This window comes from Caballeronia sp. SL1002 (assembly GCF_057814995.1).
The window spans coordinates 3221646-3245215 of record NZ_JBYMUW010000002.1 but is presented as its reverse complement, the minus strand read 5'-3'; the positions used below and the strand labels follow the sequence as shown (position 1 = coordinate 3245215).

The 23570-nt window shown below is 61.1% G+C and carries 24 protein-coding genes and 1 tRNA gene; 5 read left to right on the top strand and 20 right to left on the bottom strand.

Going from position 1 to position 23570, the window contains the following annotated elements; genetic code table 11:
• From AC3D25_RS17475 to AC3D25_RS17465, 3 genes are all read left to right on the top strand, one after another.
• Positions 1 to 231 (top strand): hypothetical protein (locus AC3D25_RS17475; protein ID WP_488889575.1); only part of this gene is annotated, 231 nt, incomplete at its 5' end.
• 391 nt (positions 232 to 622) lie between these two features.
• Positions 623 to 2617: an O-linked N-acetylglucosamine transferase, SPINDLY family protein gene (locus tag AC3D25_RS17470; protein WP_488889574.1), complete on the top strand. Its 1995-nt coding sequence runs from the start codon at positions 623 to 625 to the stop codon at positions 2615 to 2617.
• Positions 2604 to 4397, top strand: a complete 1794-nt coding sequence (locus tag AC3D25_RS17465; RefSeq protein WP_488889573.1) for an O-linked N-acetylglucosamine transferase, SPINDLY family protein — start codon at positions 2604 to 2606, stop codon at positions 4395 to 4397. Before AC3D25_RS17470 ends, AC3D25_RS17465 begins: the two co-directional genes overlap by 14 nt.
• 52 nt (positions 4398 to 4449) lie before the next feature.
• Here AC3D25_RS17465 and AC3D25_RS17460 read toward each other — a convergent pair whose 3' ends face one another.
• From AC3D25_RS17460 to AC3D25_RS17435, 6 genes are all read right to left on the bottom strand, one after another.
• Positions 4450 to 5142 carry a glycosyltransferase gene (locus AC3D25_RS17460; protein WP_488889572.1) on the bottom strand — a complete coding sequence of 231 codons (693 nt, stop codon included), beginning with the start codon at positions 5140 to 5142 and terminating at the stop codon, positions 4450 to 4452.
• 111 nt (positions 5143 to 5253) lie between these two features.
• Positions 5254 to 5949, bottom strand: a complete 696-nt coding sequence (locus AC3D25_RS17455; protein WP_488889571.1) for a class I SAM-dependent methyltransferase — start codon at positions 5947 to 5949, stop codon at positions 5254 to 5256.
• 88 nt (positions 5950 to 6037) lie between these two features.
• Entirely contained in the window at positions 6038 to 7180 is a 1143-nt protein-coding gene (locus AC3D25_RS17450) for a DegT/DnrJ/EryC1/StrS family aminotransferase (protein WP_488889570.1), read from the bottom strand.
• A gap of 283 nt (positions 7181 to 7463) precedes the next feature.
• Positions 7464 to 9194 carry a methyltransferase domain-containing protein gene (locus AC3D25_RS17445; RefSeq protein ID WP_488889569.1) on the bottom strand — a complete coding sequence of 577 codons (1731 nt, stop codon included), beginning with the start codon at positions 9192 to 9194 and terminating at the stop codon, positions 7464 to 7466.
• 243 nt (positions 9195 to 9437) lie between these two features.
• Positions 9438 to 10868 carry a flagellar filament capping protein FliD gene (gene fliD, locus AC3D25_RS17440; RefSeq protein ID WP_488889568.1) on the bottom strand — a complete coding sequence of 477 codons (1431 nt, stop codon included), beginning with the start codon at positions 10866 to 10868 and terminating at the stop codon, positions 9438 to 9440.
• A gap of 202 nt (positions 10869 to 11070) precedes the next feature.
• Complete coding sequence (locus tag AC3D25_RS17435; protein ID WP_488889567.1) at positions 11071 to 11889, bottom strand: flagellin domain-containing protein; 819 nt, start codon at positions 11887 to 11889, stop codon at positions 11071 to 11073.
• Positions 11890 to 12668: 779 nt separating this feature from the next.
• On the opposite strand from AC3D25_RS17435, the gene AC3D25_RS17430 reads away from it, so the two are divergent.
• Positions 12669 to 12744: transfer RNA gene (locus AC3D25_RS17430), tRNA-Thr, on the top strand.
• A gap of 138 nt (positions 12745 to 12882) precedes the next feature.
• On the opposite strand, the gene AC3D25_RS17425 is transcribed toward AC3D25_RS17430, so the two are convergent.
• The 6 genes from AC3D25_RS17425 to AC3D25_RS17400 all read right to left on the bottom strand — a co-directional run bounded on the left by AC3D25_RS17425 (position 12883) and on the right by AC3D25_RS17400 (position 17905).
• Positions 12883 to 13383 carry a ClpXP protease specificity-enhancing factor gene (locus AC3D25_RS17425; RefSeq protein ID WP_488889566.1) on the bottom strand — a complete coding sequence of 167 codons (501 nt, stop codon included), beginning with the start codon at positions 13381 to 13383 and terminating at the stop codon, positions 12883 to 12885.
• Between the two features lie 71 nt (positions 13384 to 13454).
• The gene (locus tag AC3D25_RS17420) at positions 13455 to 14066 is read right to left on the bottom strand and encodes a glutathione S-transferase N-terminal domain-containing protein (RefSeq protein ID WP_031362199.1); all 612 of its coding nucleotides are present in this window, start codon (positions 14064 to 14066) and stop codon (positions 13455 to 13457) included.
• A 101-nt stretch (positions 14067 to 14167) separates the two neighbouring features.
• A complete protein-coding gene (locus AC3D25_RS17415) occupies positions 14168 to 14923 on the bottom strand; it encodes a cytochrome c1 (RefSeq protein WP_488889565.1) in 756 nt (251 codons plus the stop codon).
• 20 nt (positions 14924 to 14943) lie between these two features.
• A complete protein-coding gene (locus tag AC3D25_RS17410; protein WP_488889564.1) occupies positions 14944 to 16323 on the bottom strand; it encodes a cytochrome b in 1380 nt (459 codons plus the stop codon).
• Positions 16324 to 16944, bottom strand: a complete 621-nt coding sequence (gene petA, locus AC3D25_RS17405; protein WP_488889563.1) for a ubiquinol-cytochrome c reductase iron-sulfur subunit — start codon at positions 16942 to 16944, stop codon at positions 16324 to 16326. It abuts the gene before it with no gap.
• A 214-nt stretch (positions 16945 to 17158) separates the two neighbouring features.
• A complete protein-coding gene (locus AC3D25_RS17400) occupies positions 17159 to 17905 on the bottom strand; it encodes a Nif3-like dinuclear metal center hexameric protein (protein WP_488889562.1) in 747 nt (248 codons plus the stop codon).
• 20 nt (positions 17906 to 17925) lie between these two features.
• On the opposite strand from AC3D25_RS17400, the gene AC3D25_RS17395 reads away from it, so the two are divergent.
• Complete coding sequence (locus tag AC3D25_RS17395) at positions 17926 to 19146, top strand: S1C family serine protease (protein ID WP_488889561.1); 1221 nt, start codon at positions 17926 to 17928, stop codon at positions 19144 to 19146.
• A gap of 104 nt (positions 19147 to 19250) precedes the next feature.
• Here AC3D25_RS17395 and tatC read toward each other — a convergent pair whose 3' ends face one another.
• The 8 genes from tatC to hisF all read right to left on the bottom strand — a co-directional run bounded on the left by tatC (position 19251) and on the right by hisF (position 23475).
• Positions 19251 to 20033 carry a twin-arginine translocase subunit TatC gene (gene tatC / locus AC3D25_RS17390; RefSeq protein WP_488889560.1) on the bottom strand — a complete coding sequence of 261 codons (783 nt, stop codon included), beginning with the start codon at positions 20031 to 20033 and terminating at the stop codon, positions 19251 to 19253.
• 48 nt (positions 20034 to 20081) lie between these two features.
• Positions 20082 to 20615 (bottom strand): Sec-independent protein translocase protein TatB, encoded by a 534-nt coding sequence (gene tatB, locus AC3D25_RS17385; protein ID WP_488889559.1) that lies wholly within the window; start codon positions 20613 to 20615, stop codon positions 20082 to 20084.
• Positions 20616 to 20667: 52 nt separating this feature from the next.
• Positions 20668 to 20910: a Sec-independent protein translocase subunit TatA gene (tatA, locus tag AC3D25_RS17380; protein ID WP_488889558.1), complete on the bottom strand. Its 243-nt coding sequence runs from the start codon at positions 20908 to 20910 to the stop codon at positions 20668 to 20670.
• Between the two features lie 185 nt (positions 20911 to 21095).
• The gene (locus AC3D25_RS17375; protein WP_488889733.1) at positions 21096 to 21458 is read right to left on the bottom strand and encodes a histidine triad nucleotide-binding protein; all 363 of its coding nucleotides are present in this window, start codon (positions 21456 to 21458) and stop codon (positions 21096 to 21098) included.
• 33 nt (positions 21459 to 21491) lie between these two features.
• Positions 21492 to 21884 (bottom strand): DUF4870 family protein, encoded by a 393-nt coding sequence (locus tag AC3D25_RS17370; RefSeq protein ID WP_488889557.1) that lies wholly within the window; start codon positions 21882 to 21884, stop codon positions 21492 to 21494.
• Positions 21885 to 21922: 38 nt separating this feature from the next.
• Positions 21923 to 22288 carry a phosphoribosyl-ATP diphosphatase gene (locus AC3D25_RS17365; protein ID WP_488889556.1) on the bottom strand — a complete coding sequence of 122 codons (366 nt, stop codon included), beginning with the start codon at positions 22286 to 22288 and terminating at the stop codon, positions 21923 to 21925.
• Entirely contained in the window at positions 22285 to 22698 is a 414-nt protein-coding gene (hisI, locus tag AC3D25_RS17360) for a phosphoribosyl-AMP cyclohydrolase (RefSeq protein WP_488889555.1), read from the bottom strand. The genes AC3D25_RS17365 and hisI overlap by 4 nt, the downstream gene beginning before the upstream one ends.
• Before the next feature lie 3 nt (positions 22699 to 22701).
• Positions 22702 to 23475 (bottom strand): imidazole glycerol phosphate synthase subunit HisF, encoded by a 774-nt coding sequence (hisF, locus tag AC3D25_RS17355; protein WP_488889554.1) that lies wholly within the window; start codon positions 23473 to 23475, stop codon positions 22702 to 22704.
• Positions 23476 to 23570 lie beyond the last annotated feature (95 nt).

The following is a 23570-nucleotide window of genomic DNA, read 5'->3' as shown; positions in this document are numbered from 1 at the left end:
CGTTTCGCTTATCGTCAACAAGTTTTTTTAACTTCTAAACTCGCCGACCGCCTCGAAGACCCCGTCCCGCTTGGCTCTCCAGACTTTACGTACCGCCCCGCCTTCCCGCTTCCTTCGCACTCACAAAAGCGCGAAGGACCGAATTCTAGTCACTCGACATCGCCGACGCAAGATGTTTCTGAAGAAACTTTCAGACGCCCAACCATGCCCCAAAAATCGCATCGATGGTGAACGCGCGGTCGCGCCAAGTCAGCCTGGACGCCGTGATTGATATTGAGAGGTACGGTGCCTGCGCTCCCTATAAGAGGACAGCAGCCAGAAGAAGACCGCAGCCAGAGGACCGCAGCCTCCCGCTTCCCCAATCGCCTAAACAAGCCGCATAACTCCGTCCAGTTCCGCCGATCGCGCTGTCGCACTCCAGTGCATCATTCGGTCGATGCTGGCACCCGGCCGTCCGCTCGACGCATAGCAATGCGCCGCGGTCACGCCGAAAGCCATCCATGTCGACGTTCGCGGACCGTCGCATAACCTTGTGGCCGCGGCCCTCACAATGAAACAAACGCACAAAAAACCGGCTCATCGCGCGCGGACTCCGGCAGGCGCCGCTGCTTCGACAAGCGTAATGGACGCGCTGCGAATCGCGCTCGCGCATCACCAGGCCGGACGCCTCGGCGAAGCGCAGACCATCTATGAGCAGATCTTGACCGTCGAGCCGGCGCACGCCGATTCGCTGCATCTACTTGGGCTGATTGCCAGCCATCGCGGTCAGCGCGCGGCCGGAATCGACCTGATCATGCGCGCCATCACGAGCAAGGCGAGCCCGGTCTACTACGATAACCTCGGCAAGATCCTGCACGAGGACGGCAAGCTGGACGCGGCGGCCGAATGCTTCAGCGTCGCGATTTCGATCGCGCCGCAGTACGCTGCTGCGCACAACAGCTTCGGCAAAGCGCTCAAGGACCAACGCAAGCTCGACGCTGCCATCGCGAGTTTTCGCCAGGCCATCGCGCTCCAGCCGGACTACGCGGAGGCCTTCGTCAATCTTGGCAACACGCTGGACGATGCGCGCGACTTCGGATCCGCGATCGACGCGCTGCGTCACGCCATCGCGCTCGCGCCCGGTTTCGCCGGCGCGCACAACGATCTCGGCAACGCGCTCGCGCATGCGGATCGCGGCGACGAAGCCATTGCGAGTTACAGGAAAGCGATCGAACTGAGTCCGGCGATCGTCGAGATCTACGTCAATCTCGGGAATGCGCTGCGAGACCAAGGCCGCTTCGGCGACGCGGCCACCGCATACCGCGAAGCCATCTCGCGCCGGCCGGACTTCGCCGACGCACGCAGTTGTCTCGTCTTCAACGAGACGCTCGTCAACGAATCGACGCCCGCGGACTATCTAGCGCTCGCGACGCGCTACGCCGATGAAGTCGGCAAACGCGCGCGCCCATACGAAAACTGGCTTGTCGATACGCAGAACCAGGACGCAAGGCCGCTTCGCGTCGGCTTCGTCTCGGGCGATCTGAATCTGCATCCGGTCGGCTTCTTTCTCGAAAGTATCCTGGCGCATCTGGATTCCGGACGCGTGCAGGCCCTTGCCTATCCGACGCGAACCTACGAGGACGATCTCACCGCGCGAATCAAGCCGCACTTCGCCGCGTGGACGTCCATCGCGCATCTCTCCGACGAAACGGCGGCTCGCAAGATCCGCGACGATCGCATCGACATTCTTGTCGACCTGTCGGGACACACGTCGCGAAACCGCCTGCCGGTGTTTGCGTGGCGGCCAGCGCCGGTGCAGATCGCATGGCTCGGCTACTTCGCGAGCACGGGCCTTCCCGCGATGGATTACGTGCTCGGCGACCACCACGTGCTGCCCGAGAACGAACACGCGCACTTCGTCGAAAAGCCCTGGCGTCTGCCCGGCGACGGCTACATGTGCTTCACGCCGCCGAACGGCGCGCCGGACGTGGCGCCTTTGCCAGCGACGGCAAATGGCTTCGTGACGTTCGGCTCGTTCAGCAACCTGACCAAGATGAACGACGACGTCGTCGCGCTCTGGTCGCGCGTGCTGCACGCGGTGCCCGGCTCTCGCCTCTTGCTCAAATCGAAGCAACTCAGCAACGCCGCCGCGCGCGAGCACACGCTCGGGCGTTTCGCCGCGCACGATGTCGCCGCCGAGCGCGTGATGTTCGAGGGCGGATCGTCGCATCGCGATTATCTCGCGGCCTATAACCGCATCGACATCGCGCTGAACCCGTTCCCGTATCCGGGCGGCACCACTTCCGCCGAAGGATTCTGGATGGGCGTGCCGGTGCTGTGCCTGCGCGGCGACCGTTTCCTCGGACACCTCGGCGAAAGCGTCGTGCATTCGGCCGGACTCGGCGAATGGATTGCGCGCGACAAGGACGACTACGTCGCGAAGGCGGCGACGTTCGCCGCCGATCTGCCGCGCCTCGCCGACTTGCGCGCCACGTTGCGCGAACGCGTCGCGCGCTCGCCGCTGTGCGACGCGCCGCGCTTTGCGCGCAATCTCGAAGACGCGTTTCGCGGTATGTGGCGCACGCACGTGTCGCGCGCCGCCCATCCGACTTACGCAGCAAACCATGAAAGCCAATAAGAAACTCCGCACTGCCGCGCCGCCGACGCTCGATCCGCGCGCCATTCATATCGCGCTCGCGCATCAGCATGCAGGACGTCTGCCTGAGGCCGAAGCGATTTATCGCCAGATTCTGCAGATCGAACCGCGTCACGCCGATGCGCTTCACCTGCTCGGCTTGATCGCGCTGCATATGCGCAAGTACGACATCGCGATCGACCTCATCATGCAGGCGATCGGCATTGCGCCGAGCGCGATCTTCTACGGCAACCTCGGCAACGTGCTCAATGCGGCGGGCAAGCAGGCGGCGGCGATCGAGAGCTTCCGGCAAGCCATCGCGCTTCAGCCCGACTACGTTCAGGCCCACAACAATCTCGGCAATGCGCTGCGCGCCCGCGGCCTCTTCGACAACGCCGTCCAAAGCTTTCGCACCGTGATCGCGTTGAACCCGGCCTATGCCGAGGCGCACAACAATCTGGCGAACGCTTACGTCGATCTCGGCAATCTCGATGCCGCGATCGGCGCGTATCGCAATGCAATCGCGCTGACGCCCGAACTCGCGGTGCCGCGCAGCAACCTGCTGTTCACGCTGAGTTATCGGCCGGAGACATCGCCCGCCGACTATCTCGCCGATGCAATCGACTTCGGCGAACTCGTCACGGCGCGCGCGAAAGCGTTTTCGACCTGGCACGTCGATACGAACGCGAACGTGGCTCGCCCGCTACGGATCGGGTTCGTCTCGGGCGATTTGCGCATGCATCCGACGGGATACTTTCTCGAAAGCATCCTGACCTATATCGATCCCGCCAAACTGCAGCTTGTCGCCTACGCGACGCAAGCGCGCGGTGACGCGCTGACGGCACGCATCCAGCCGTATTTCGCGGAATGGCACTGCATCGCTGGTTTGAGCGAGGAAGCTGCCGCGCGACAGATTCGCGAAGACCGTATCGATATCCTGCTCGACCTTTCCGGCCACATGAACGAAAACCGGCTGGAACTCTTCGCGTGGAAGCCCGCGCCGCTGCAGGTGAGCTGGCTCGGCTACTTCGCGAGCACGGGTCTTCGCAGCATCGACTACATTCTCGGCGACCGTCACGTGCTGCCCGAAAGCGAAGCGCCGCACTTCACGGAAAAGCCGTGGTGTCTTCCCGACAGCTACCTCTGCTTCACGCCGCCCGAACAGCACGTGGATGTCGGTTCGCTGCCCGCGCTAACGAACGGCGCAGTGACCTTCGGCTGCTTCAACCATCTGATGAAGATGAATGACGGCGTGGTTGCGGTATGGGCGCGCGTTCTCAAGAACGTCCCCGGCTCGCGGCTATTCCTGAAGGCGCGTCAACTCGACAACGCGCCGGCCCGGCAAGCGACGCTCGATCGTTTCGCGGCGCACGGTATCGAAGCGGACCGGCTGATTCTCGAAGGCGCCTCGCCGCGCGCCGAGTATCTCGCGGCCTACAACCGCGTCGATATTTCTCTGAGCCCGTTTCCGTATCCGGGCGGCACGACGACCGCCGAAGGATTGTGGATGGGCGCGCCGGTTCTTTGCCGGCAAGGCGACCGCTTTCTCTCGCATCTTTGCGAGAGCGTGCTTCAGTCCGCCGGTCTGGCCGACTGGATCGCAACCGATGATGACGACTACGTCGCACGCGCGGTCGCCTTCGCGAACGATCTGCCACGGCTCGCCTCGACGCGCGCGCGATTGCGAGATCAGGTCATGGCGTCGCCGTTATGCGACGCACCGCGTTTCGCGAAGAATCTCGAAGCCGCGTTCATCGAAATGTGGCAACGGCGCTGGCAATAAAAAAAGCAGGCTGCATTCGCAGCCTGCTTTTTTCTGCACGACAAACGCGGGATTATTCGCCGTATTTGCCGAGGTACTTTTCGTATCCCGCTCGCCATGTCGGCGTACCGAACGCGCCGGCGCTTTCATGCACGACGCTGATCGGCCAGGTGCCCATGCGCAATCCCTTCAACTCAGCCTGACGGCAGAAATCCATGTCGTAGAAGTGGAACTGGAACTGCTCGTCGAAGCGGACATCGCGCGCGGTGAGCTTCTCGCTGTCGGCGATGAGCATCAGCCCGTCGAGCAGCTTGCACTCCTGGCCGGGCGCACCGAACACTGAAATGTTGTCGCATGGAAAGCCCTTGCCGTGACCGACGACGCCGCTCAAATACTGCGCCGCGTCCCACGTGAACTGCGCGTTGACGAACGGCCATGCAGGTTGTCCGGGCGAGCGCCGCGTGTTGCCGGCGAGACCGACGACATCGAATGTGTCGAGTGCTTCGTAGATCTTGTCGACCCAGAAGAAATCGGTGAAATAGACATCGTCGTGAACGAACACGAGGATCGCGGGATCGTCTTCGGCGTGCTTGATCGCCGCGTTATAGATCGAGGAAAGACCGGCTGAATTTTCCGCGAACAGATAGAGTTGCGGCGGCACGGCACTGCGGTATAGCGCGAGCGAGCGGCCAAGCGCGGTCTTCTGGAAAAACTCTTCCTGCGAGGATCGCGTGCCGCAAACAAGGCGAATCGGCTTCTTCTGCATAAGGGACTTGATAGGTTCGGGTTCAGCTAACCGTATCGAACACGCTGAGGTGCGAACGAACGGTTGAATAATCGAGAAAGCGCTCGAGAGCGGGCTGCACGAGATTCAACGTCATCGCGCGGCTCCCGGCTTGCGGCGCAACAGCGCGTCGTAGCGGTAATGCACGGAGAAGAAGCCGTCCGGCATGGTAGAGAATTCGATTGCCCAGCCCGCCGATTCGGCCATCGCCGCGAACTCGGCTTGCGAGCGCCAGATACCGATCTGCGCGCGCGGGTCGGCAAGTTCGTTCGGCTCCGGCGTGCGATGCGCGAAAAACGCAGCGGCGTGCTCGCGATCCGGCAGATTGCCGATAAACACCGTTTCGACGTTGACGAACTTGTTATGCAGCAACGCCAGCGTTTCTTCGGCATCGTCCTGCGAAAAATACGCGAAGCTGCCGTAGCAGAGCACCTTCGTGAAGCGTTCCGGATTCGCTTCCGCGCGGAGATATTGCGCCGCGCCGTCGGCGACATACGCGAAGCGCGGCGCATCGGCGAAACGATCGTTCGCGATCGAGATCAGGTATTCGGAGATATCGACGCCGAGAAGCGCCGCGCATGAATCGTAGAGACGCTGCGAAAGCGCACCGTTGCCGCACGCCAGATCGAGCACGACATCGCGCCGGTCGAGAGCGAGACGTTGTTTGATCGCCTCGACGATCATCCCGATGTGCGCTTCGGAAACCGCTTCGCCGCGAACGGTGCGCTTCGCCTGCGTCCAGATTGCTGCCGGCGCGCAAGTGCGGGCGTGCTCGTCGTAGTCGGCCATGGGACAGCCGGGCTGCGCGGTCGGCGGGACACTCGACATGGCGTTGGGCACGGGTTTGATCGGCATTCGGTAAGACGGCGGAGCCGGTTCAGCTCGCGCGCCGGTTGCGCCAGGCGCACGACAGAACGATATCGATGATGCGGTCTTGCTCGCTCTCCTTGAGGTCCGGGAAGATCGGCAGGCACAGTACCTGGCGCGAAATCGCGCTCGCAACCGGAAGGTTGTGCTGGCCGGAGGACGGCAGGCCGCGATACATCGGAAACTCGCTGATGAGCGGGAAAAAATAGCGCCGCGCCGCGATATGACTGTCGCGAAACTCGGTGTAAAGCTCGTCGCGGGTGATCGGGAAATCGGCAGTGATGCGGATCGGAAAATACGAGTGGTTCCTCGTGCTGTGCTCCGGCGTTTCATGCAGCACGATGCCGCGCACGTCGCGGAATGCGGCGCGATAGCGCGCGTCGATCCGCGCGCGCTCTCGGCTCACGTGATCCATGTGCTTCAGTTGCAGCATGCCGAACGCCGCCTGCACTTCATTCATCTTGCCGTTGATGCCGGGCGCGACGACCGTGGTTTCATCGACGAAACCGAAGTTCTTCAGGTTATCGATCCGGCGCTTGGTCTTCGCGTCCTGACAGACAATCGCGCCGCCCTCGAACGTGTTGAACACCTTCGTGCCGTGAAAGCTCAGTACGGACATGTCGCCGTATTCGAGCAAAGAGCGGCCATGCGTACGCACGCCGAATGCGTGCGCTGCGTCGTAGATCACGCGCAGGCCGTAGGTATCGGCGATCCGTTCGATCTTTTCCACTTCGCACGGATTGCCGTACACGTGGACGGGCAGGATAGCCGTGGTTTGCGGCGTGATCGCGGCTTCGATCTTTTCCGGATCGAGATTCATGCTGACCGGGTCGATATCCGCGAACACCGGCTTGATGCCGTTCCAGTGCAGCGCGTGCGTCGTCGCGACGAAACTGAACGGCGTGGTGATGACCTCGCCCGCGATTTTCAGCGCCTGCAGCGCCGTGATGAGCGCGAGCGTCCCGTTCGAAAAGAGCGACAGATGTTCGACGCCGAGGTATTCGCACAGCGCGGCTTCCAGTTGTTGATGGAACATCCCGTTGTTCGTCACCCATTTGCTTTCCCAGATCTGCTCCAGATACGGACGGAATTCGTCCAGCGGCGGCAGATACGGTTGCGTAACGGGAAGCATGGGTTTCGTCGGATCGCTCATGGTGACTCTGAAGGGGTGAAACCGAGTGGTGAGCCGCGCGTCGGGGCGACGAGCTTCGGAATTCGATTGCCGTGCGACGGTGGCCTTGTGTGGCTTGATTGGAAGTATGGGCGTCGGAGAGTTCGGCTGATTGCTCGAACAAACGACTGAAAACACGCTAATTCCGTCGAATGGACGGCTGGAAGACGGGCGCGCCAAGCGCAGCGCAAAAGCCCGGAATGCAGTGCGAATGCCCGGAACGGTGTCGCGCGCTCCGGGCTTTCGGTTACACATGACCCGCGCGTTAGCCGGCGGTGGCGAAACTCGCTTCTTTCGAGAACAGGAAGAACGGCTCGTGCTCGTTGTAGCCCCAGACTTCGGAATCTACGTCTACCAACACATCCGCGCTCGCAAAGAGATCGCCGGCCAGGCCCGCATCGCGGAACAGCTTCACGATATCCGCGCCGAACAGGCGCACGTGGTCGTCCTGTCCGAAATACTTGGTCCGGAACGCGGGCGAGACCGGCACGTTCATCTCGAACGTGTTCTTGAGCGCCGGCGAATAAGGCGTCTGCGCGACCAGATGACCGCCCGGCGTAAGACAACGCTGGAACTCCGCGAGCGCGGCGGAGGGGTGATCGACGTGTTCGAGCACGTGGTTGCAAATGATCAGGTCGAACGTGTTGTCGGCGAAATCGAGCGCTTCGACATTGACCTTGCGATGATGCGGCTGCTTCGGAAACAGATCGCCGCAAATATAGTCGAGCGGACCGAGCGCGCGGATGCGCGGTTCGAGCCGCGCTTCCGGCGCGATATGCAAAATGCGCTTGCTCTCGATAGCTTCGAGCACGCCCGAATACGCGAGGTAAAGCCACAAGTGGCGGTCTCGGTCGTTGCAGTAACAGTTCGGGCAATAATGGTTTTCAAGCGTCGAGCCGACCATCGGCACCTGCGCGAAGAAATCAAAATCGTTACCGCGGGCCTCGTGCGGCAGCCAGCGCGCAACCGGCCGCTCGCACACGGCGCAGATACATTGCGGCTTCGGCGTGACCGGCTGGAATGCCGACAAAAGCGTGCCCGTCTTCGCCGCATTGCGCGCCGCCACGCGCGACGCGACCGTCGAACGCGCGTGCGCCAGATCGGCCTGAAAGCGCCCGGACGCGAGCAGTTGCGCCGCCGGGACGCGATCGAATTCGTCGAGATTGGCGACGAGGCGCTGAATTTCCGGGAGCGCCGCGCCGCACGCGTATAGCTGCGCCAGCGCATCGCGCGCCGCCGGAAGCGCTTCGCCCGCGAGATCACCTTCGGCCGCTTCACCGCGCACGAACAATTCCCACTCGTAGAGGCCCGCGCTGAAATTGGGGCTCGCGGCGTTCGAGCTTTGCGCGCTGTGCTGGCGGAACGCGCTGTAGTAACCGCCGACCGCCACGATCGGACCGGTCTTCGAGACGTTCAGATACAGAGCGACATCGGCCAGGAAATCGAGTTTGAACGAGGCATAGTCGAACATGGTCGAGGCATCGGCCAAGCTGCGCCTGAGCATGATATTGCTCGGCTCGCCGACAAAATTCACGAGGCGCCCGACCATGTTTTCGATCAGGAACGACCGCTCGACCAGCGCCGTCGCGCCTGCGTCGAGAAGCGGCGCGGGCGTCGACGTGACGTTGTCGTTCTCGTCGATCACCACGCGGCCGTGAAACGCCATCGGCGCCGCCGGATTCGACACGAGCGCGTTGCCGAGCACTTCGACGGATTCGGGCATCAGCACGTCGTCGTCGAAGAGCCACTTCACATAGGCGCCCTGCGCACGTTCCCAGAGCGCGAGCGAATTACGCGTGCTGTTCTGGAATCCGTGATGAAAATAGTGGACGCGCGGGTCGTCGATCGATTCGACGATGCTGCGCAAGTCGCCGTTCGGCGTGTCGTCGCCGACCAGAATTTCGATATCGCGATAAGTCTGCAGCTGCGCGCTGACGATCGCCCTGCGCAGGTATTGCGGCCTGTACGCCGGAATCAGAATGCTGACGGTAGCCATTGATGCGGATCCTTTTTTGGTCGCTTGTGCGCGGGCGGCAGACGCCGCGGGCGGATTGACAATGGCGTCAAGCTTAACCGCGAGCCGCGCCGCGCAATCCCGCGAACAGACTCGGATTCAGGCGTCATTTCACGCGCCCCGCGCCACCCGGATTTCCCGCACGGCCATGCATCCGGCGTCGCGTGGACGAAAAAAAACCGCGCACGAGGCGCGGTTTCAGGACCAGCTGTCTTGCGGTTTTTACTACTTGTTAAGCGTACCCGCCGAGCCGTCGCCACCGAACAACTGGTTCAGGTAGGTGGTGTTGCTCTGCATCGTCGTCATCAGGTTGTTGAGCGCGGTGAACTGCGCGTTGTACTGGGTCGTGAGAGCGGTCGTGTAGGTCGCGAGCGACGCCGATTGCTTCGTCAGGCTGGCGAGGTCGGCGTTGAGCGCGGCCGTGCGGCTGTCGATCGTGCCGCTCGTCTGCGTGTAAGTGTTCACGAAATTGTTCACCGACGCGGCAATGCCGTTCGTCTTGTTGAACAGGTTCGCAACCGACGACGGGTTGGTCGTGAGCGTGTTCGAAAGCTTGGTGCTGTCCACCTTGATCGTGCCATCGTCCTGCAAGTCGAGACCGATCGACGAGAGGCTGCTGGTCTTGCCGGAAGTCGTCACGCCGCCGCTGATGAGGCTGGCGAGACCGTTCGTGATCGAGTTCAGCATGGCGTCGCCCATGAGCGGGCCGCCCTGGGAACCCGCGGTCGCGGTCGAATCGAATGCCGAAAGCGACGACGCCGTCGTGACGTAGCTGTTGTAGGCGGTCACGAACGAGTTGATCGCCGTCGTGGTCGCGCTGTTGTCGGCGGCGACCGTCATGGTCTGCGTCGAGCCGACAGCGGCGGACGTCAGATTGAGCGTGACGCCGGAGAGAACGCCGGTGACGTTGTTGCTCGCGCTCGTCACGGCCGCGCCGTCGACGGTCAGTTGTGCGTCCTGGCCGGCCGTCACGGTGGTGAAGTTGCCTGCGGTCGCGGTATTCAGCGACGACGACACGCCCGAGTCGCCGCTCATGCTGACCGTGTTCGCCGCGCCGGTCGATTTCGACGTCAGCACGAGGTACGAGCCGTTCGAGCCGGTCACGATCGACGCCGCCACGCCCGGATTGTTCGAGGCGGAATTGATCGCCGAAGCGATACCCGACAGCGTGTTGTTCGAGCTGTCGAGGGTGATATTCATGGAACTGCTGCCGACGCCAACCGTCAGCTGGCCCGTGCCGAATGTGGCCGTGGACGACAGCGCGGGCGTCGAAATCTTGTTGGCCGTGGCGATCTGCGTGACATTGACCGCGTAATTGCCGGCGGTGGCGTTGCCCGTCGAATCGACGGCGGCGGTAATGCCCGTGCCGCTCATGGTGGCCGACACCTGGTTGAAGATCGAGCCGTCGGTCAAACCGGCCATTGCGGTCTGCATCGCGGAAAGCGCCGATTTCACCTTGCCGATCGCCGACAGCGTCGTGTTGTCGGACGTGGTTTTGGCCGTAATCTGCGCCGTTTGTCCCGCCGTTTTCGCGGTGACAAGGCTCGACACGAGCGAGTTCACATCGAGCGTCGATTTGGTTGCGCCAGAAAGGACGGACTGCGCTGCTTGCGCAAGCAAACTGGTTACGTCGGTCGAACTCGATACCGTACTCATGCCGGTGCTCCGTAATCTTGAGAATGGGGTGTTGCGTGGTCGCGCGATACTGCCGCGATCGTTTTGCTTCTCGGACCTGCGCAAAAACCTGCCGGGAAGCGAGCCTCCAGGCAGGTTTTTGCAGCGCCTGCCAGATCCGGCGAACTGGCTGGCAGGCGGGCGTCGCTGTCTAAACGCGCTTCTATGCGTCGAAACCTGCGTATTAGCCCAACAGCTTCAGGACCTGCTGCGGCAGCGAGTTCGCTTGCGACAGAACCGAGATACCTGCTTGCTGCAGAACCTGAGCCTTCGACAGGTTCGCGGTTTCCTGCGCGAAGTCCGCGTCGGTGATCTGCGATTGCGCTGCGCTCGTGTTCGTCGATTGCGTCTGGATGTTGGCGATTGCCGACGTGAACGTGTTTTGCGTTGCGCCCAGCTTTGCTTGGAACGTGCTCACTTGCGACAGTGCTGCGTCGATTGCGGTGATAGCTGCTTGCGCGCCGCTGGTCGTCGAGATGTCCAGGTTGTTGACGTTCAGGCCGGACGAGTCCCACTTCGTCGTGCCGAAGTCAGCCGAGATCGTCTGGTTGGCGCTTGCGCCGACTTGGAAGTCGACCGAACCGAGCGAACCGAGCACTGCCTGGCCGTTGAACGTCGTTTGCGTTTCAACGCGGTCGATTTCCGTCAGACGCGTCGAAACTTCCGTTTGCAGGTTAGCTTGAGCTGCCGAGCCGAGCGAGCCGTCACCCGATTCCACTGCGAGCTGGCGGATACGTTGCAAGTTGTCCACCGTCGACGACAGAGCGCCCGAAGCGGTCTGGATCATCGAGATGCCGTTGTTCGCGTTCGACACACCTTGGTTCAGTGCGTTGATGGCGGAGGTCATCGAGGTCGAGATTGCCAGGCCTGCTGCATCGTCAGCCGCGCTGTTGATGCGCTTGCCCGACGAAAGGCGGTTGATGGCGGACGACAGAGCGTTTTGCGAACCCGACAGGTTCTTCTGGGTCGTCTGCGACAGAATGTTGGTGTTGATGTTAAGCATGTTTATCCTCGTTTGAAGAGCGGCCCAAAGGCTGATTTCGGTTTTCGGCGTCGCACTTTCTTTGGGTTGCGCTAACCGCCTTTCCTGGTTGTCGGCGCGAGAAGCGAGAAACTTTAGGGCTTTGTTTGAATACCCTGGAACTCGCCTTTCACTTTCTCTTGCACTTCGTGCGTTCCCGATAGCCTAATTTACGGCCCCGGAGGGAAGAAACTTTAGGGCTGGCTTCAACTGCCTTTGTAACTCGCCTTTCACTTTCTCTGACACGTAGTACGTTCCCGCCAGCCTGATTGACGGCGCCGTATTCGGGAACTTTAGGGTTCGCGTGAAAGTGTTCGCAAACGTTTGGGCTAACGGGCATCCGTGCGGCCAATGGTGAGCGCGGTGTGCGGTTCGCGCGTCCGAACGCGGTGCGGCCCGCATACTATGAAGCAACCGATTAAAAAATTTAGTCTTTCCAGCGGGTGTGCGGGTAATCGCGAAGGATTAACAATGCGAGTTTCCACTTGCAGGGCAGCTTTAATAAATCTGAAGTCGTGCAAATCCGCCCCGGTCAGCGCAATAATCCCGATTAAACCAGTAATCACGATCCGTGAAAGGGCGCTTTATTATGATTCGCGTGTTTTTGCCTTCGGCGCGCATTCTCGATATTTGCGTTTCCCTGGCACGGGTTCCCAATTCCGATCGGTGCCCGAATCTCAGCGCGCCAGCCGGGCGATCCGTTTGGTGCGCCGCCGCTAGCCGGATCGCTTGCTATCGACTATAATCTGGCCCAGCTTTTCGCCCCCTTAGCTCATTTGGTAGAGCACTTGACTTGTAATCATGAGGTGGTCTGTTCGAATCAGACAGGGGGCACCAGAATCTCGGCGGGCTACGTGATTTTCACGTAGCCCGTTTTCTTTTTGCGCACCGGTTTCGTCCGGACGCCGCAACTTCACCCGCGCAAACGAAAAAGGGCCACGCGAATCGCGTGGCCCTTTTCCTTACAGCGTTACGTCACTTCACGACTTTGAGATGCGAGCGGCCCGGCGCTTTCGATCCATCCTCGCCCGGCTCCGTTTTCGGCGGTTCCACTCGCGCTTCCCCGGCGCTTTCAGCCGGCGTGGAAGCGGCTTCTATCTCCGACGCATCCAGTTCCGACGACCGCGGCGCCTGCGGTGTCGCATCGGATGCGGCGAGTGTCGGCGTTTCGACCGGAAACGCCATGCCCTGCCCGTTTTCGCGCGCGTAAATGGCGAGCACGTTCGCGACCTGAACCTCGATCTTGTGCGACTTGCCGGAAAAACGCGCGCTGAATTCGATCCATTCATTGCCCATCTGCAACTGGCTCGTCGCCTCGAAGCTGATGTTCAACACGATTTCGTCGTTGCGCACGAACTGGCGCGGCACGCGCGTACCGTTATCGACGCGCACGGCGATGTGCGGCGTGAATCCGTTATCCGTGCACCATTCATACAGCGCGCGCAGCAGATACGGTTTGGTGGTGATCTCTTGCATCAACTGTCCTCGATCGAAGCGCGAACGGCGCCATCAAGCGCCGCCGCGTCCGAACCTAGCAAAACTCGACCTTAACGGCGCATGACCTTTTCCGAAGGCGTCAGCGCTTCGATGTAAGCCGGGCGGCTGAAAATGCGCTCGGCGTACTTCATCAGCGGTGCGGCGTTCTTCGACAACTCGATGCCGTAATGATCCAGGCGCCACAAAAGCGGTGCAATGGCGACGTCGAGCATCGAAAACTCTTCGCCCAGCATGTATTTATTCTTCAGGAAAATCGGCGCGAGTTGCGTCAGGCGATCGCGGATCGCATTGCGCGCTTTCTCGTGATTCTTTTCCGCAGCCTTGCCCTTCTCGTTTTCGAGCGTGCCGACGTGAACGAACAATTCCTTCTCGAAGTTGAGCAGGAACAGACGTGCGCGAGCGCGCTGAACCGGATCGGCGGGCATCAGTTGCGGATGCGGAAAACGCTCGTCGATATATTCGTTGATGATGTTGGATTCGTACAGAATCAGGTCGCGTTCGACCAGAATCGGCACTTGTCCATACGGATTCATCACCGCGATGTCTTCCGGCTTGTTGAACAGGTCAACGTCGCGGATTTCGAAATCCATGCCCTTTTCGAACAACACCAGCCGGCAGCGCTGGGAGAAGGGGCAAGTCGTGCCAGAGTACAAAACCATCATGTTTTTAAATTCCCTTCAAAAAACTTAAAGGGCCAGCGCGCGACAAAGCGCCTTGCAAAGAAGGCGCCCGTGCCACGCTGGCCCACACCGATCGCGGCGTGTTACTTAATGTCTTTCCAGTACGACGCGTTGAGGCGCCACGCCAGAAAGCTCAAAATGCCCAGGAACATCAGGACCCAGACACCGAGTTGTTTTCGGGTCTGCTGGGCCGGTTCCGACATCCACGAAAGGTACGAAACCAGATCGGCCATAGCCGAATCATAATCTACTGGCGACATCGACCCCGGCGTAACTTGGGTGTAACCCGCGAAATGTTTTACCTTTTCGCCGGTTTTCTCGTCGGTTTCGGTCTCGAACTTCGCCGCGCGCACGCCCTGAAGCGTCCAGAGCACGTGCGGCATGCCGACATTTTCATATACCCGGTTGTTCCAGCCGGTAGGCCGCGTGTCGTCCTGATAGAAACTGCGCAGATACGTGTACAGCCAATCGCGGCCGCGCGCCCGCGCTTCCACCGACAAATCCGGCGGCGACGCGCCGAACCACGTTTTCGCGTCTTCCGGCCGCATCGCGATGGTCATCGTGCTGCCGATTTTGTCCGACGTGAACAGCAGATTCGCCTGGATTTCCTTCGGATCGAGGCCGAGATCCGTCAGCCGGTTGTACCGCACCAAGTTCGCGCTGTGACAGTTCAGGCAGTAGTTTACAAACAATTGAGCGCCGTGCTGCAAGGACGCGAAATTGTCCGCGATATCGGGCGCGCGATCGAGCGGAACCTCCTCTTCCGCGTACGCCGCCGAACCGCCGAACAGAAATGCCGCCGCACCGATCATCGCGAGAGCCGTGAGCCATTTTTTCATTGTCGTGTCTCCTAGCGCGCTCAGTGGTTGAACCGCACGCGTTCGGGTGGCTGCTTGAAGCGGCCGCGCGGCGTCCAGAAAGGCATCCCGAGGAAGAACGCGAAGTAGATCAGCGCGCAGATTTGCGCGATCAGCGTTCCGGCAGGCGACGGCGGTTTGGTCCCGAGATAACCGAGCAACAGGAACGCGAACACGAAAATGCCGTAGAAAACCTTATGGAACAGCGGTCTGTAGCGAATCGACTTGACCGGACTGCGGTCGAGCCACGGCAGGAAGAACAGCGAGACGACCGCCGTCCCCATCACCACGACGCCCCAGAACTTCGATTCCGTCAGCGCCATGAACACGACCACGACGAGCGCGAGCACCGGCAAACCCAGCCGCCACTTGCCGCGCGCGCGCAGCAAGGCGAGCACGCCGAGCAGCGCGATCACGATCATCAGCACGATCTTGAACGGGTCGGTCGTCGCGCGGAGCATCGCGTAGAACGCCGTGAAATACCAGACCGGCGCAATTTCGGACGGCGTCTGCAGCGCGTTCGCCGGCACGAAATTGTTCGCTTCCAGGAAGTAGCCGCCCATTTCCGGCGCGAAAAACACAATCGCCGCGAAGATGAACAGGAACACGCACACGCCCATGAAATCGTGGACCGAGTAATACGGATGGAACGGGATGCCGTCGAGCGGAATGCCGTTCGCGTCCTTTTTCGCCTTGATCTCGATGCCGTCCGGGTTATTCGATCCCACTTCGTGCAGCGCCACCAGGTGAGCGACCACCAGACCGATCAGCACCAGCGGAATCGCGATCACGTGGAACGCGAAGAACCGGTTCAGCGTGACGTCGGACACCACGTAATCGCCGCGAATCCACAGCGACAAATCCGGTCCGATGAACGGAATGGCCGAAAACAGATTCACGATCACCTGCGCGCCCCAGAACGACATCTGGCCCCACGGCAGCAGGTAGCCGAAGAACGCCTCGGCCATCAGGCACAGGAAAATCGCGCAGCCGAAGATCCACACCAGTTCGCGCGGCTTGCGATACGAGCCGTACAGCAGGCCGCGAAACATGTGCAGATACACGACGACAAAGAACATCGACGCGCCCGTGGAGTGCATGTAGCGGATCAGCCAGCCCCATGGCACCTCGCGCATGATGTATTCGACCGAGGCGAAGGCGAGCGTCGCGTCCGGCTTGTAGTTCATCACGAGGAAAATGCCCGTGACGATCTGGATCACCAGCACGAGCATCGCGAGCGAGCCGAAGAAGTACCAGAAATTGAAGTTTTTCGGTGCGTAGTATTCGGAGACGTGCTGCTTCCAGGTGGAGGTCAACGGAAAGCGCCGGTCGATCCAGCCGACAAACCCGCTTGTCTCCACTTCCTTATCGGTGCTCGCCATTTAAGCGTCTCCCTTTTCGTCGCGGCCGATCACAATTTGCGTCGCGGACGTGAACATGTACGGCGGAATGTCCAGATTCTGCGGTGCGGGCTTGTTCTTGAAGACGCGGCCGGCCATGTCATAGGTCGAGCCGTGGCAGGGGCAGAGGAAGCCGCCCGGCCAGTCATCGGGGAGATTCGGTTGCGCGCCTTCCTGAAAGCGCGGCGTGGGCGTGCAGCCCAGATGCGTGCAGACCGCCACGGCGACGAAAATGTTCTTGTGCTCGGGACGCGAGCGGAATTCGTTGTTGCAGTATGCCGGCAGCGGCATCGTGAATTCTTTCTTCGACTGCGGATCGGCGAGTTCGGGGTCGGCCTTTTTCACATCGGCCATCATTTCGTCGGTGCGGTTTACGATCCACACCGGCTTCCCGCGCCAGGCCACCGTCATCATGTCGCCGGGCTTGAGACTCGTAATATCGACTTCGACCGGCGCGCCCGCCGCCTTGGCTTTCTCCGATGGTGCAAACGAACTAACAAAGGGTACGACAGTGGCTACGCCGCCAAAGCCACCTGCTACGGTCGTCGCAATCAGCCAGGTCCGGCGGCTGCCGTCGACGCGTTTATCTTCTTTGTCTCGCATCACACGCCCCACTTCTGAGTTGGATTTCACCGTCACGTCAGTTCTACCGCCGCTAGTGTGCGCGAATGGAGCCGTCATTTACAAGGCCCGAATAGCAAAAATCACTCGAACCCCTTGATCCTTAAGGGTTTCCCCGCACATTTCTGGCACAACGCCTTAAGTGGTTATTTAAGCAAACGTGCGCCGGAATATCGTTCATTTGCATTGGCAATAATCAAACGGGATTATCTATATCGATAAAAAGATGTTCGATGTCGAAATGTTCCGCGACATGCGAGCCTAACGCCTGGACGCCATATCGTTCGGTCGCGTGATGCCCCGCCGCCACATACGCGACGCCGCTTTCAGCTGCGATATGCGTGGTCTGCTCCGACACCTCGCCGCTCAAATAGACGTCCGCGCCGGCCGCGATGGCTTCGTCGAAGTAACCCTGCGCGCCGCCCGTGCACCACGCGACGCGGCGCAGCACGCGGTCGGGATCGCCAAGCACGAGCGGCTTGCGGCCGAGGTCGTTCTCGACGGTCGCGGTGAAGTGTTCGAGCGAGAGCGGCATCGGCAGCAACGCGGTCCAGCCCATGTCCTGCTCGCCGAACCGGCCATCGGCGATCAACCCCAACCGCGCGCCCAACTGCGCGTTATTGCCGAAGTCGGGATGCGAATCGAGCGGCAGGTGATACGCGAACAAATTGAGGTCGTTGGCGAGCAGCATTCGCAACCGCCGATACTTCCGCCCGGTGATCTGCGGCGCTTCGTTCTTCCAGAAATAGCCGTGATGCACGAGCACGGCGTCCGCGCCCCATTCGACAGCCGCTTCGAGAAATGCCAGCGACGCGGTCACGCCGGTCGCGATTTTCTGAACACGGCGCGAGCCTTCAACCTGCAAGCCGTTCGGGCAATAGTCCTTGAAGCGGCCGATTTCCAGCAGATTGTTCAGATACAATTCGAGTTCGATCCGATCCATGAATTCCTCTATTCCATCAAATGCTTAGACGCTTCTGGCTGTTTTTTGCCCAAGCGGTGACCGTGCTTTTGGCGCTGATGTTCATCGTCGCGACCTTAAAACCGCAGTGGCTCCAACGCCAGGGACAGTTCGGCAAGCAGCTCGCCGAGCCGATCGTTGCGTTGCAGGAAGTCGCGCCCAGCATCGGTTCCCGGCCCGCCCAGTCGTCGTATGCGGACGGCGCCCAGAAGGCCATGCCCGCGGTCGTCAACGTGTTCTCCAGCAAGGACGGCTCGCTGCCGCCCGACCCGCGCGCCAAAGACCCGCTGTTCCGCTATTTCTTCGGCGATAAAAACAAGCGCAAGAGCGACGAGCCGCCCGCGTCGAATCTCGGCTCGGGGGTCATCGTCAGCTCGGAAGGTTACATTCTAACGAACCAGCACGTCGTCGACGGTGCGGATCAGATCGAAGTCGCGCTCGCCGACGGCCGCACGTCGAGCGCGAAAGTGATCGGCGTCGATCCCGAAACGGACCTCGCCGTGCTGAAAATCAACATGACGAACCTGCCGACTATCACCCTCGGGCGCATGGACCAGACGCGCGTCGGCGATGTCGTGCTCGCGATCGGCAATCCGTTCGGCGTCGGCCAGACGGTCACGATGGGGATCGTCAGCGCGCTCGGACGCAATCACCTCGGCATCAACACGTTCGAAAACTTCATCCAGACCGACGCGGCGATCAACCCCGGCAACTCGGGCGGCGCGCTGGTCGACGTGAACGGCAACCTGCTCGGCATCAACACGGCCATTTATTCGCGCAGCGGCGGCTCGCTCGGCATCGGCTTCGCCATTCCCGTGTCCACGGCGCGCAGCGTGCTCGAAAGCATCATCACGACGGGCACGGTGACGCGCGGCTGGATCGGCGTGGAGCCGCAGGACGTGACGCCGGAAATTGCCGAATCGTTCGGGCTGGATCAGAAGTCGGGTGCGATCGTCGCGGGCGTGCTGCAAGGCGGGCCGGCCGACAAAGCAGGCATCAAGCCGGGCGATATTCTCATCAGCATCAACGACGAAACCATCACCGACACCACGCGCCTTCTCAACGTCGTCGCGCAGATCAAGCCAGGGACCGCCGTGAAAGTCCACCTGATGCGCAAGAACAAGGAACTCGACGTGAACCTGACCATCGGCAAGCGTCCGGTGCAGCCGAAGGCGCCGCAGTTGCAGGAAGACGATCAGGGCGATCAGGGCGACGCGCAGTGAGCGACGCGCAGTAAAGCAACGCGCGGTTAGCTTGATCGCATAAGCAAAAAGGGCAGCTTCCCGCGAAGCTGCCCTTTTTGTTTTGTATCCATGAAAGACGCCGGTCAGTCCGCCGCGGCTTCCGCTTCCTGCTTCTTGACGCCGTCCTTGCCAACGATCAACCGCGCCGCGATGATGCCCGCCTCGTACAAAATCACAAGCGGCACGGCGAGAATCAGCTGCGAAAACACGTCCGGCGGCGTGACGACTGCCGAAATCACGAACGCGCCGACGATCACATACGGCCGGATTTCCTTCAGCTTCTTGATCGACACGATGCCCATGCGCACGAGTATGACGACCACGATCGGCACCTCGAACGTCAGGCCGAACGCGAGGAACATGGTCAGCACGAAGCTCAGGTAGTTGTCGATATCCGTGGTCATTTCCGCGCCAAGCGGCGCGTTGTAGTGCGCCATCACGCGGAAAATTGTTGGAAACACCACGAAATAGGCGAACGCCATGCCGCACAGGAACAGCGTATAGCTGCTGCCGACCAGCGGCGCGACGAGCTTCTTCTCATGCTGATAAAGCCCGGGCGCAACAAACGCCCAAACCTGATACAGCACGATCGGCAGCGCGATCACGAAAGCGACGAGCATCGTCACCTTCATCGGCACGAAAAACGAGCCGGTGACGTCGGTCACGATCATCTTGCCGTCCTTCGGCAAGTTCTGCATCAGCGGCCGCGCGAGCAGCCGGAAAATGTCCGGCGCCCAATAAACGAGCGAAACGAACACGACGATCACGGCAATTCCCGCGCGCATGATACGGTCGCGCAGTTCGACCAGGTGCGAGATAAACGTCTCTTCGACGGGCTCGTCTTTGATTTCTTGCGGGTCGCTCACGCCGGCCCTCGGTTGGGGATCATCGATGAATGGGATTCGCGGGCCGGGTCAGAAAAATCTGGACGGACGCCGCATGGTTTCCGGCGTGTGACGCGCCACGCGCGCCGCGCCGGATTGAACGCGGGTACGGCGCCCAGTCGAGCGCTTGTACCAGTTCGGCACGGCGGTTTGCTTGACGCGCCAGTTTTTACGCTTCGGCGCCGGCATGGATGCCGAGACGCTGGCCCAATTCGGGCCAGCGAGTTCGGTCGGATCGTGATTCGGGTCGAGCTCCTCGTTCTCCGGCGTCACCGACGTGCCCTGCTTCCACGCGTCGTTCAAATCCGCTTCGTGCTGCCGAAGATTGTCGTGAATCGTGCTCTCGACGTTCGACGCCGCCGTCTCGAACTCGGTGCGCATTTTCTTGAGCTCGTCGAGCTCCATTTCACGCGTGACTTCCGACTTCACGTCGTTGATGTAGCGCTGAGCGCGCCCGAACAGCGCGCCCACCGTGCGTGCCACGCCGGGCAAGCGCTCCGGCCCGAGCACCACCAGCGCGACGACGCCGATCAGCGCCATTTTCGTCAGACCGATGTCGAGCATGGAGTCAGCAGGTAGAAGGTCGAAGGACGGTCAAGAAGGGAAGGACGGCGGCTCAACGATAGTCGCCGGTATGCGTCTTGTCCTTCGCTTCGACGTCCACTGCGCCATTGCGCGGCAGTTCACGCGGATCGCGCGGGTCGGCCGTCGGGGGCGTTTCGCCTTCTTTCATGCCTTCCTTGAAGCCTTTCACCGCGCCGCCCAAGTCACCACCGATATTGCGCAGTTTCTTCGTGCCGAAAACGAGTGCCACGATCAGCAATACGATCAGCCAATGCCAAATGCTCAACGAACCCATGAGTGAAAACTCTCCTTGATCCCGCCGCGCCGCTCGCGGCAGACGGGAATATTGGCCTTTCGGCCCTATCCGAGGCCGACTGCGCCTCGCGAACCCAAACCTAAATTGTGCGCGCCCAATATTTCATTGGAAAGGCGATCATTACGAAAAACTTACAAACCACCGCGACGCCCATTGACGCAACCTCACCCCATTCGCCGCCACGGGCGCTCGCCCGCAAGAATATGCGCGTGAATGTGATACACCTCCTGGCCGCCGCCCGGCCCCGTGTTGATCACCGTGCGGAAACCCGTTTCACCGCCGGTGTACGACACGCCCAACTCGCCGGCCAATCGTGCGACAAGACTTAACATTCTACCAAGCAGCGGCGCATCGGCCTCAGTGCAGTTTGATAGTGTTTCGATGTGTTTGCGAGGAATGACGAGCACATGAACCGGCGCTGCCGGGTTGATATCGTGAAACGCAACGAACTCGTCGTCCTCGTGCAGTTTCTTGCTCGGAATCTCGCCTGCGGCGATCTTGCAGAAGATGCAGTTATCTTGGCTCATGGATGTCCCGGTCAAGGCGAAAGACGCCGCGTTTCAAAACCACGCACGCGGCTGCAAGGTTTTGTTTTCGAAGAGAAAAAGCCAGCCTTTGATGACGCGATACAGCGTCCAGATGCCGACCACGAACAGAATGGGAAAGCCGATCAACACCCACAAAAGCGCCACGCCGATCACATGACCGAGCACCGCCCACCAGAATGTGCGGATCTGCCACTCGAAATGGGCCGCGTACGGCGTCCCGGCAACGTCGCCGCGCTTCAAATAGTTGATGATGATCGCGACGAGTACGGTCAGTCCGCCGGTCAGCCAGTACGCGGCGTACAGGCCGTAGAGAACGTGCGTGAGCGTGCGCAGGCCGCGCAGCCGGTCGGCCTCGGCGGAATCCTGATAGACCGGCGGCGGATAAGGTTCGTAGGGCTGGTTCATGTCGATCTCCTTCCCTCGGCGGCGCGGCGCCTAAGCGCTCAGCCGCCGTTCTGCTCGCGCTCGCGCGATTTGCGCAGCGCCTTTTCCTCGATCCCCGACATGCCTTCGCGCCGCTCTAACTCGGCGATCACCTGGGCGGGGCTGAGGTCGAAGTGCGACAGCATGACGAGGCAGTGAAACCAGAGATCGGCCACTTCGCCGACCAGCGCCGCGGGCGCGCCGCCATGTCGCGCGTCCTTCGCGGCCAGCACCACCTCGGTCGCTTCCTCACCGATCTTCTTCAGAACGGCGTCGTCACCTTTATGAAAGAGTCGGGAAACGTAGGATTGTTCCGGATCGCCGCCCTTGCGGCTGTCGATAATGCTCGCGAGGCGCAGCAGGGTGTCTTGAGTCGATTGCGTCATTTGTAGATATGTTCGGGGTCTTTGAGGACTGGATCGACCGCGACCCAGCCGCCGTTTTCCACCGATCCCTCGAATTTCTGGAAAAAGCACGAATGGCGGCCGGTATGGCACGCAATGCCGGAAACCTGCTCGACCTTGAGCAGCACGACGTCTTCGTCGCAATCGAGACGGATGTCGTGCACGTGCTGTACGTGCCCCGACTCCTCGCCCTTGAACCACAGGCGTTTGCGCGAGCGCGAGTAATACACCGCGCGCTTCAGTTCGACGGTTTTCGCGAGCGCTTCGCGATCCATCCACGCGAACATCAGGACGTCGCCCGACGACGCTTCCTGCGCGATCACCGGCACAAGGCCGTTCGCGTCCCATTTCACGCGATCGAGCCAGCCCGCTTGCACGTCTTGATCCGTCATGGCTCAGTTCCTCACCGAAATGCCTTGGGCCGCCATGAAGCGTTTCGCCTCGCCGACCGTGTGTTCGCCATAGTGGAAGATGCTCGCGGCCAGCACGGCGTCCGCATGGCCTTCGACGATACCGTCAGCCAGATGCTGCAACGTGCCGACGCCGCCCGACGCGATCACGGAAACCGGCACGGCATCCGACACCGCGCGCGTCAGCGCGAGATCGAAGCCGCTCTTGGTGCCGTCGCGATCCATGCTGGTCAGCAGGATTTCGCCCGCGCCGTATTCGGCCATCTTGCGCGCCCATTCGACCGCATCCAGCCCCGTATTCTTGCGCCCGCCGTGCGTGAACACTTCCCAGCGCGGCGTTTCGCCTTCGGCCGACACGCGCTTCGCGTCGATCGCCACCACGATGCACTGGGAACCGTGTTTATCCGAGGCGTCGCGCACGAGTTGCGGGTTCGCGACCGCCGACGAATTCATGCTGATCTTGTCCGCACCCGCGTTGAGAAGCCGTCGCACGTCCTCAACCGCACGCACGCCGCCGCCGACCGTCAACGGAATGAACACCTGCGACGCCACCTTCTCGATGATCGGCAGGATCAGGTCGCGCTGGTCGGAGGTTGCGGTGATATCGAGGAAAGTGAGTTCGTCCGCGCCCTGATCGTCGTAGCGGCGCGCGATTTCGACCGGATCGCCGGCGTCGCGCAATTCCAGAAAGTTGACGCCCTTGACGACCCGGCCAGCGGTCACGTCGAGACACGGGATGATGCGTTTAGCGAGAGCCATGTTCATGCAATACCGGTTGATGCAGGCGAAAGGGCCGAAAGCCGTCGCGCTTCACGCATGTCATGCGTGAAGCGCGTCACGGCCGGAACCGCGAG

Coding starts and splice junctions, on each gene's coding strand:
- AC3D25_RS17470 (WP_488889574.1), top strand. CDS start 623: ATGGACGCGCTGCGAATCGCGCTCGCGCATCACCAGGCCGGACGCCTC.
- AC3D25_RS17465 (WP_488889573.1), top strand. CDS start 2,604: ATGAAAGCCAATAAGAAACTCCGCACTGCCGCGCCGCCGACGCTCGAT.
- AC3D25_RS17460 (WP_488889572.1), bottom strand. CDS start 5,142: ATGCAGAAGAAGCCGATTCGCCTTGTTTGCGGCACGCGATCCTCGCAG.
- AC3D25_RS17455 (WP_488889571.1), bottom strand. CDS start 5,949: ATGGCCGACTACGACGAGCACGCCCGCACTTGCGCGCCGGCAGCAATC.
- AC3D25_RS17450 (WP_488889570.1), bottom strand. CDS start 7,180: ATGAGCGATCCGACGAAACCCATGCTTCCCGTTACGCAACCGTATCTG.
- AC3D25_RS17445 (WP_488889569.1), bottom strand. CDS start 9,194: ATGGCTACCGTCAGCATTCTGATTCCGGCGTACAGGCCGCAATACCTG.
- fliD (WP_488889568.1), bottom strand. CDS start 10,868: ATGAGTACGGTATCGAGTTCGACCGACGTAACCAGTTTGCTTGCGCAA.
- AC3D25_RS17435 (WP_488889567.1), bottom strand. CDS start 11,889: ATGCTTAACATCAACACCAACATTCTGTCGCAGACGACCCAGAAGAAC.
- AC3D25_RS17425 (WP_488889566.1), bottom strand. CDS start 13,383: ATGCAAGAGATCACCACCAAACCGTATCTGCTGCGCGCGCTGTATGAA.
- AC3D25_RS17420 (WP_031362199.1), bottom strand. CDS start 14,066: ATGATGGTTTTGTACTCTGGCACGACTTGCCCCTTCTCCCAGCGCTGC.
- AC3D25_RS17415 (WP_488889565.1), bottom strand. CDS start 14,923: ATGAAAAAATGGCTCACGGCTCTCGCGATGATCGGTGCGGCGGCATTT.
- AC3D25_RS17410 (WP_488889564.1), bottom strand. CDS start 16,323: ATGGCGAGCACCGATAAGGAAGTGGAGACAAGCGGGTTTGTCGGCTGG.
- petA (WP_488889563.1), bottom strand. CDS start 16,944: ATGCGAGACAAAGAAGATAAACGCGTCGACGGCAGCCGCCGGACCTGG.
- AC3D25_RS17400 (WP_488889562.1), bottom strand. CDS start 17,905: ATGGATCGGATCGAACTCGAATTGTATCTGAACAATCTGCTGGAAATC.
- AC3D25_RS17395 (WP_488889561.1), top strand. CDS start 17,926: ATGCTTAGACGCTTCTGGCTGTTTTTTGCCCAAGCGGTGACCGTGCTT.
- tatB (WP_488889559.1), bottom strand. CDS start 20,615: ATGCTCGACATCGGTCTGACGAAAATGGCGCTGATCGGCGTCGTCGCG.
- tatA (WP_488889558.1), bottom strand. CDS start 20,910: ATGGGTTCGTTGAGCATTTGGCATTGGCTGATCGTATTGCTGATCGTG.
- AC3D25_RS17375 (WP_488889733.1), bottom strand. CDS start 21,458: ATGAGCCAAGATAACTGCATCTTCTGCAAGATCGCCGCAGGCGAGATT.
- AC3D25_RS17370 (WP_488889557.1), bottom strand. CDS start 21,884: ATGAACCAGCCCTACGAACCTTATCCGCCGCCGGTCTATCAGGATTCC.
- AC3D25_RS17365 (WP_488889556.1), bottom strand. CDS start 22,288: ATGACGCAATCGACTCAAGACACCCTGCTGCGCCTCGCGAGCATTATC.
- hisI (WP_488889555.1), bottom strand. CDS start 22,698: ATGACGGATCAAGACGTGCAAGCGGGCTGGCTCGATCGCGTGAAATGG.
- hisF (WP_488889554.1), bottom strand. CDS start 23,475: ATGGCTCTCGCTAAACGCATCATCCCGTGTCTCGACGTGACCGCTGGC.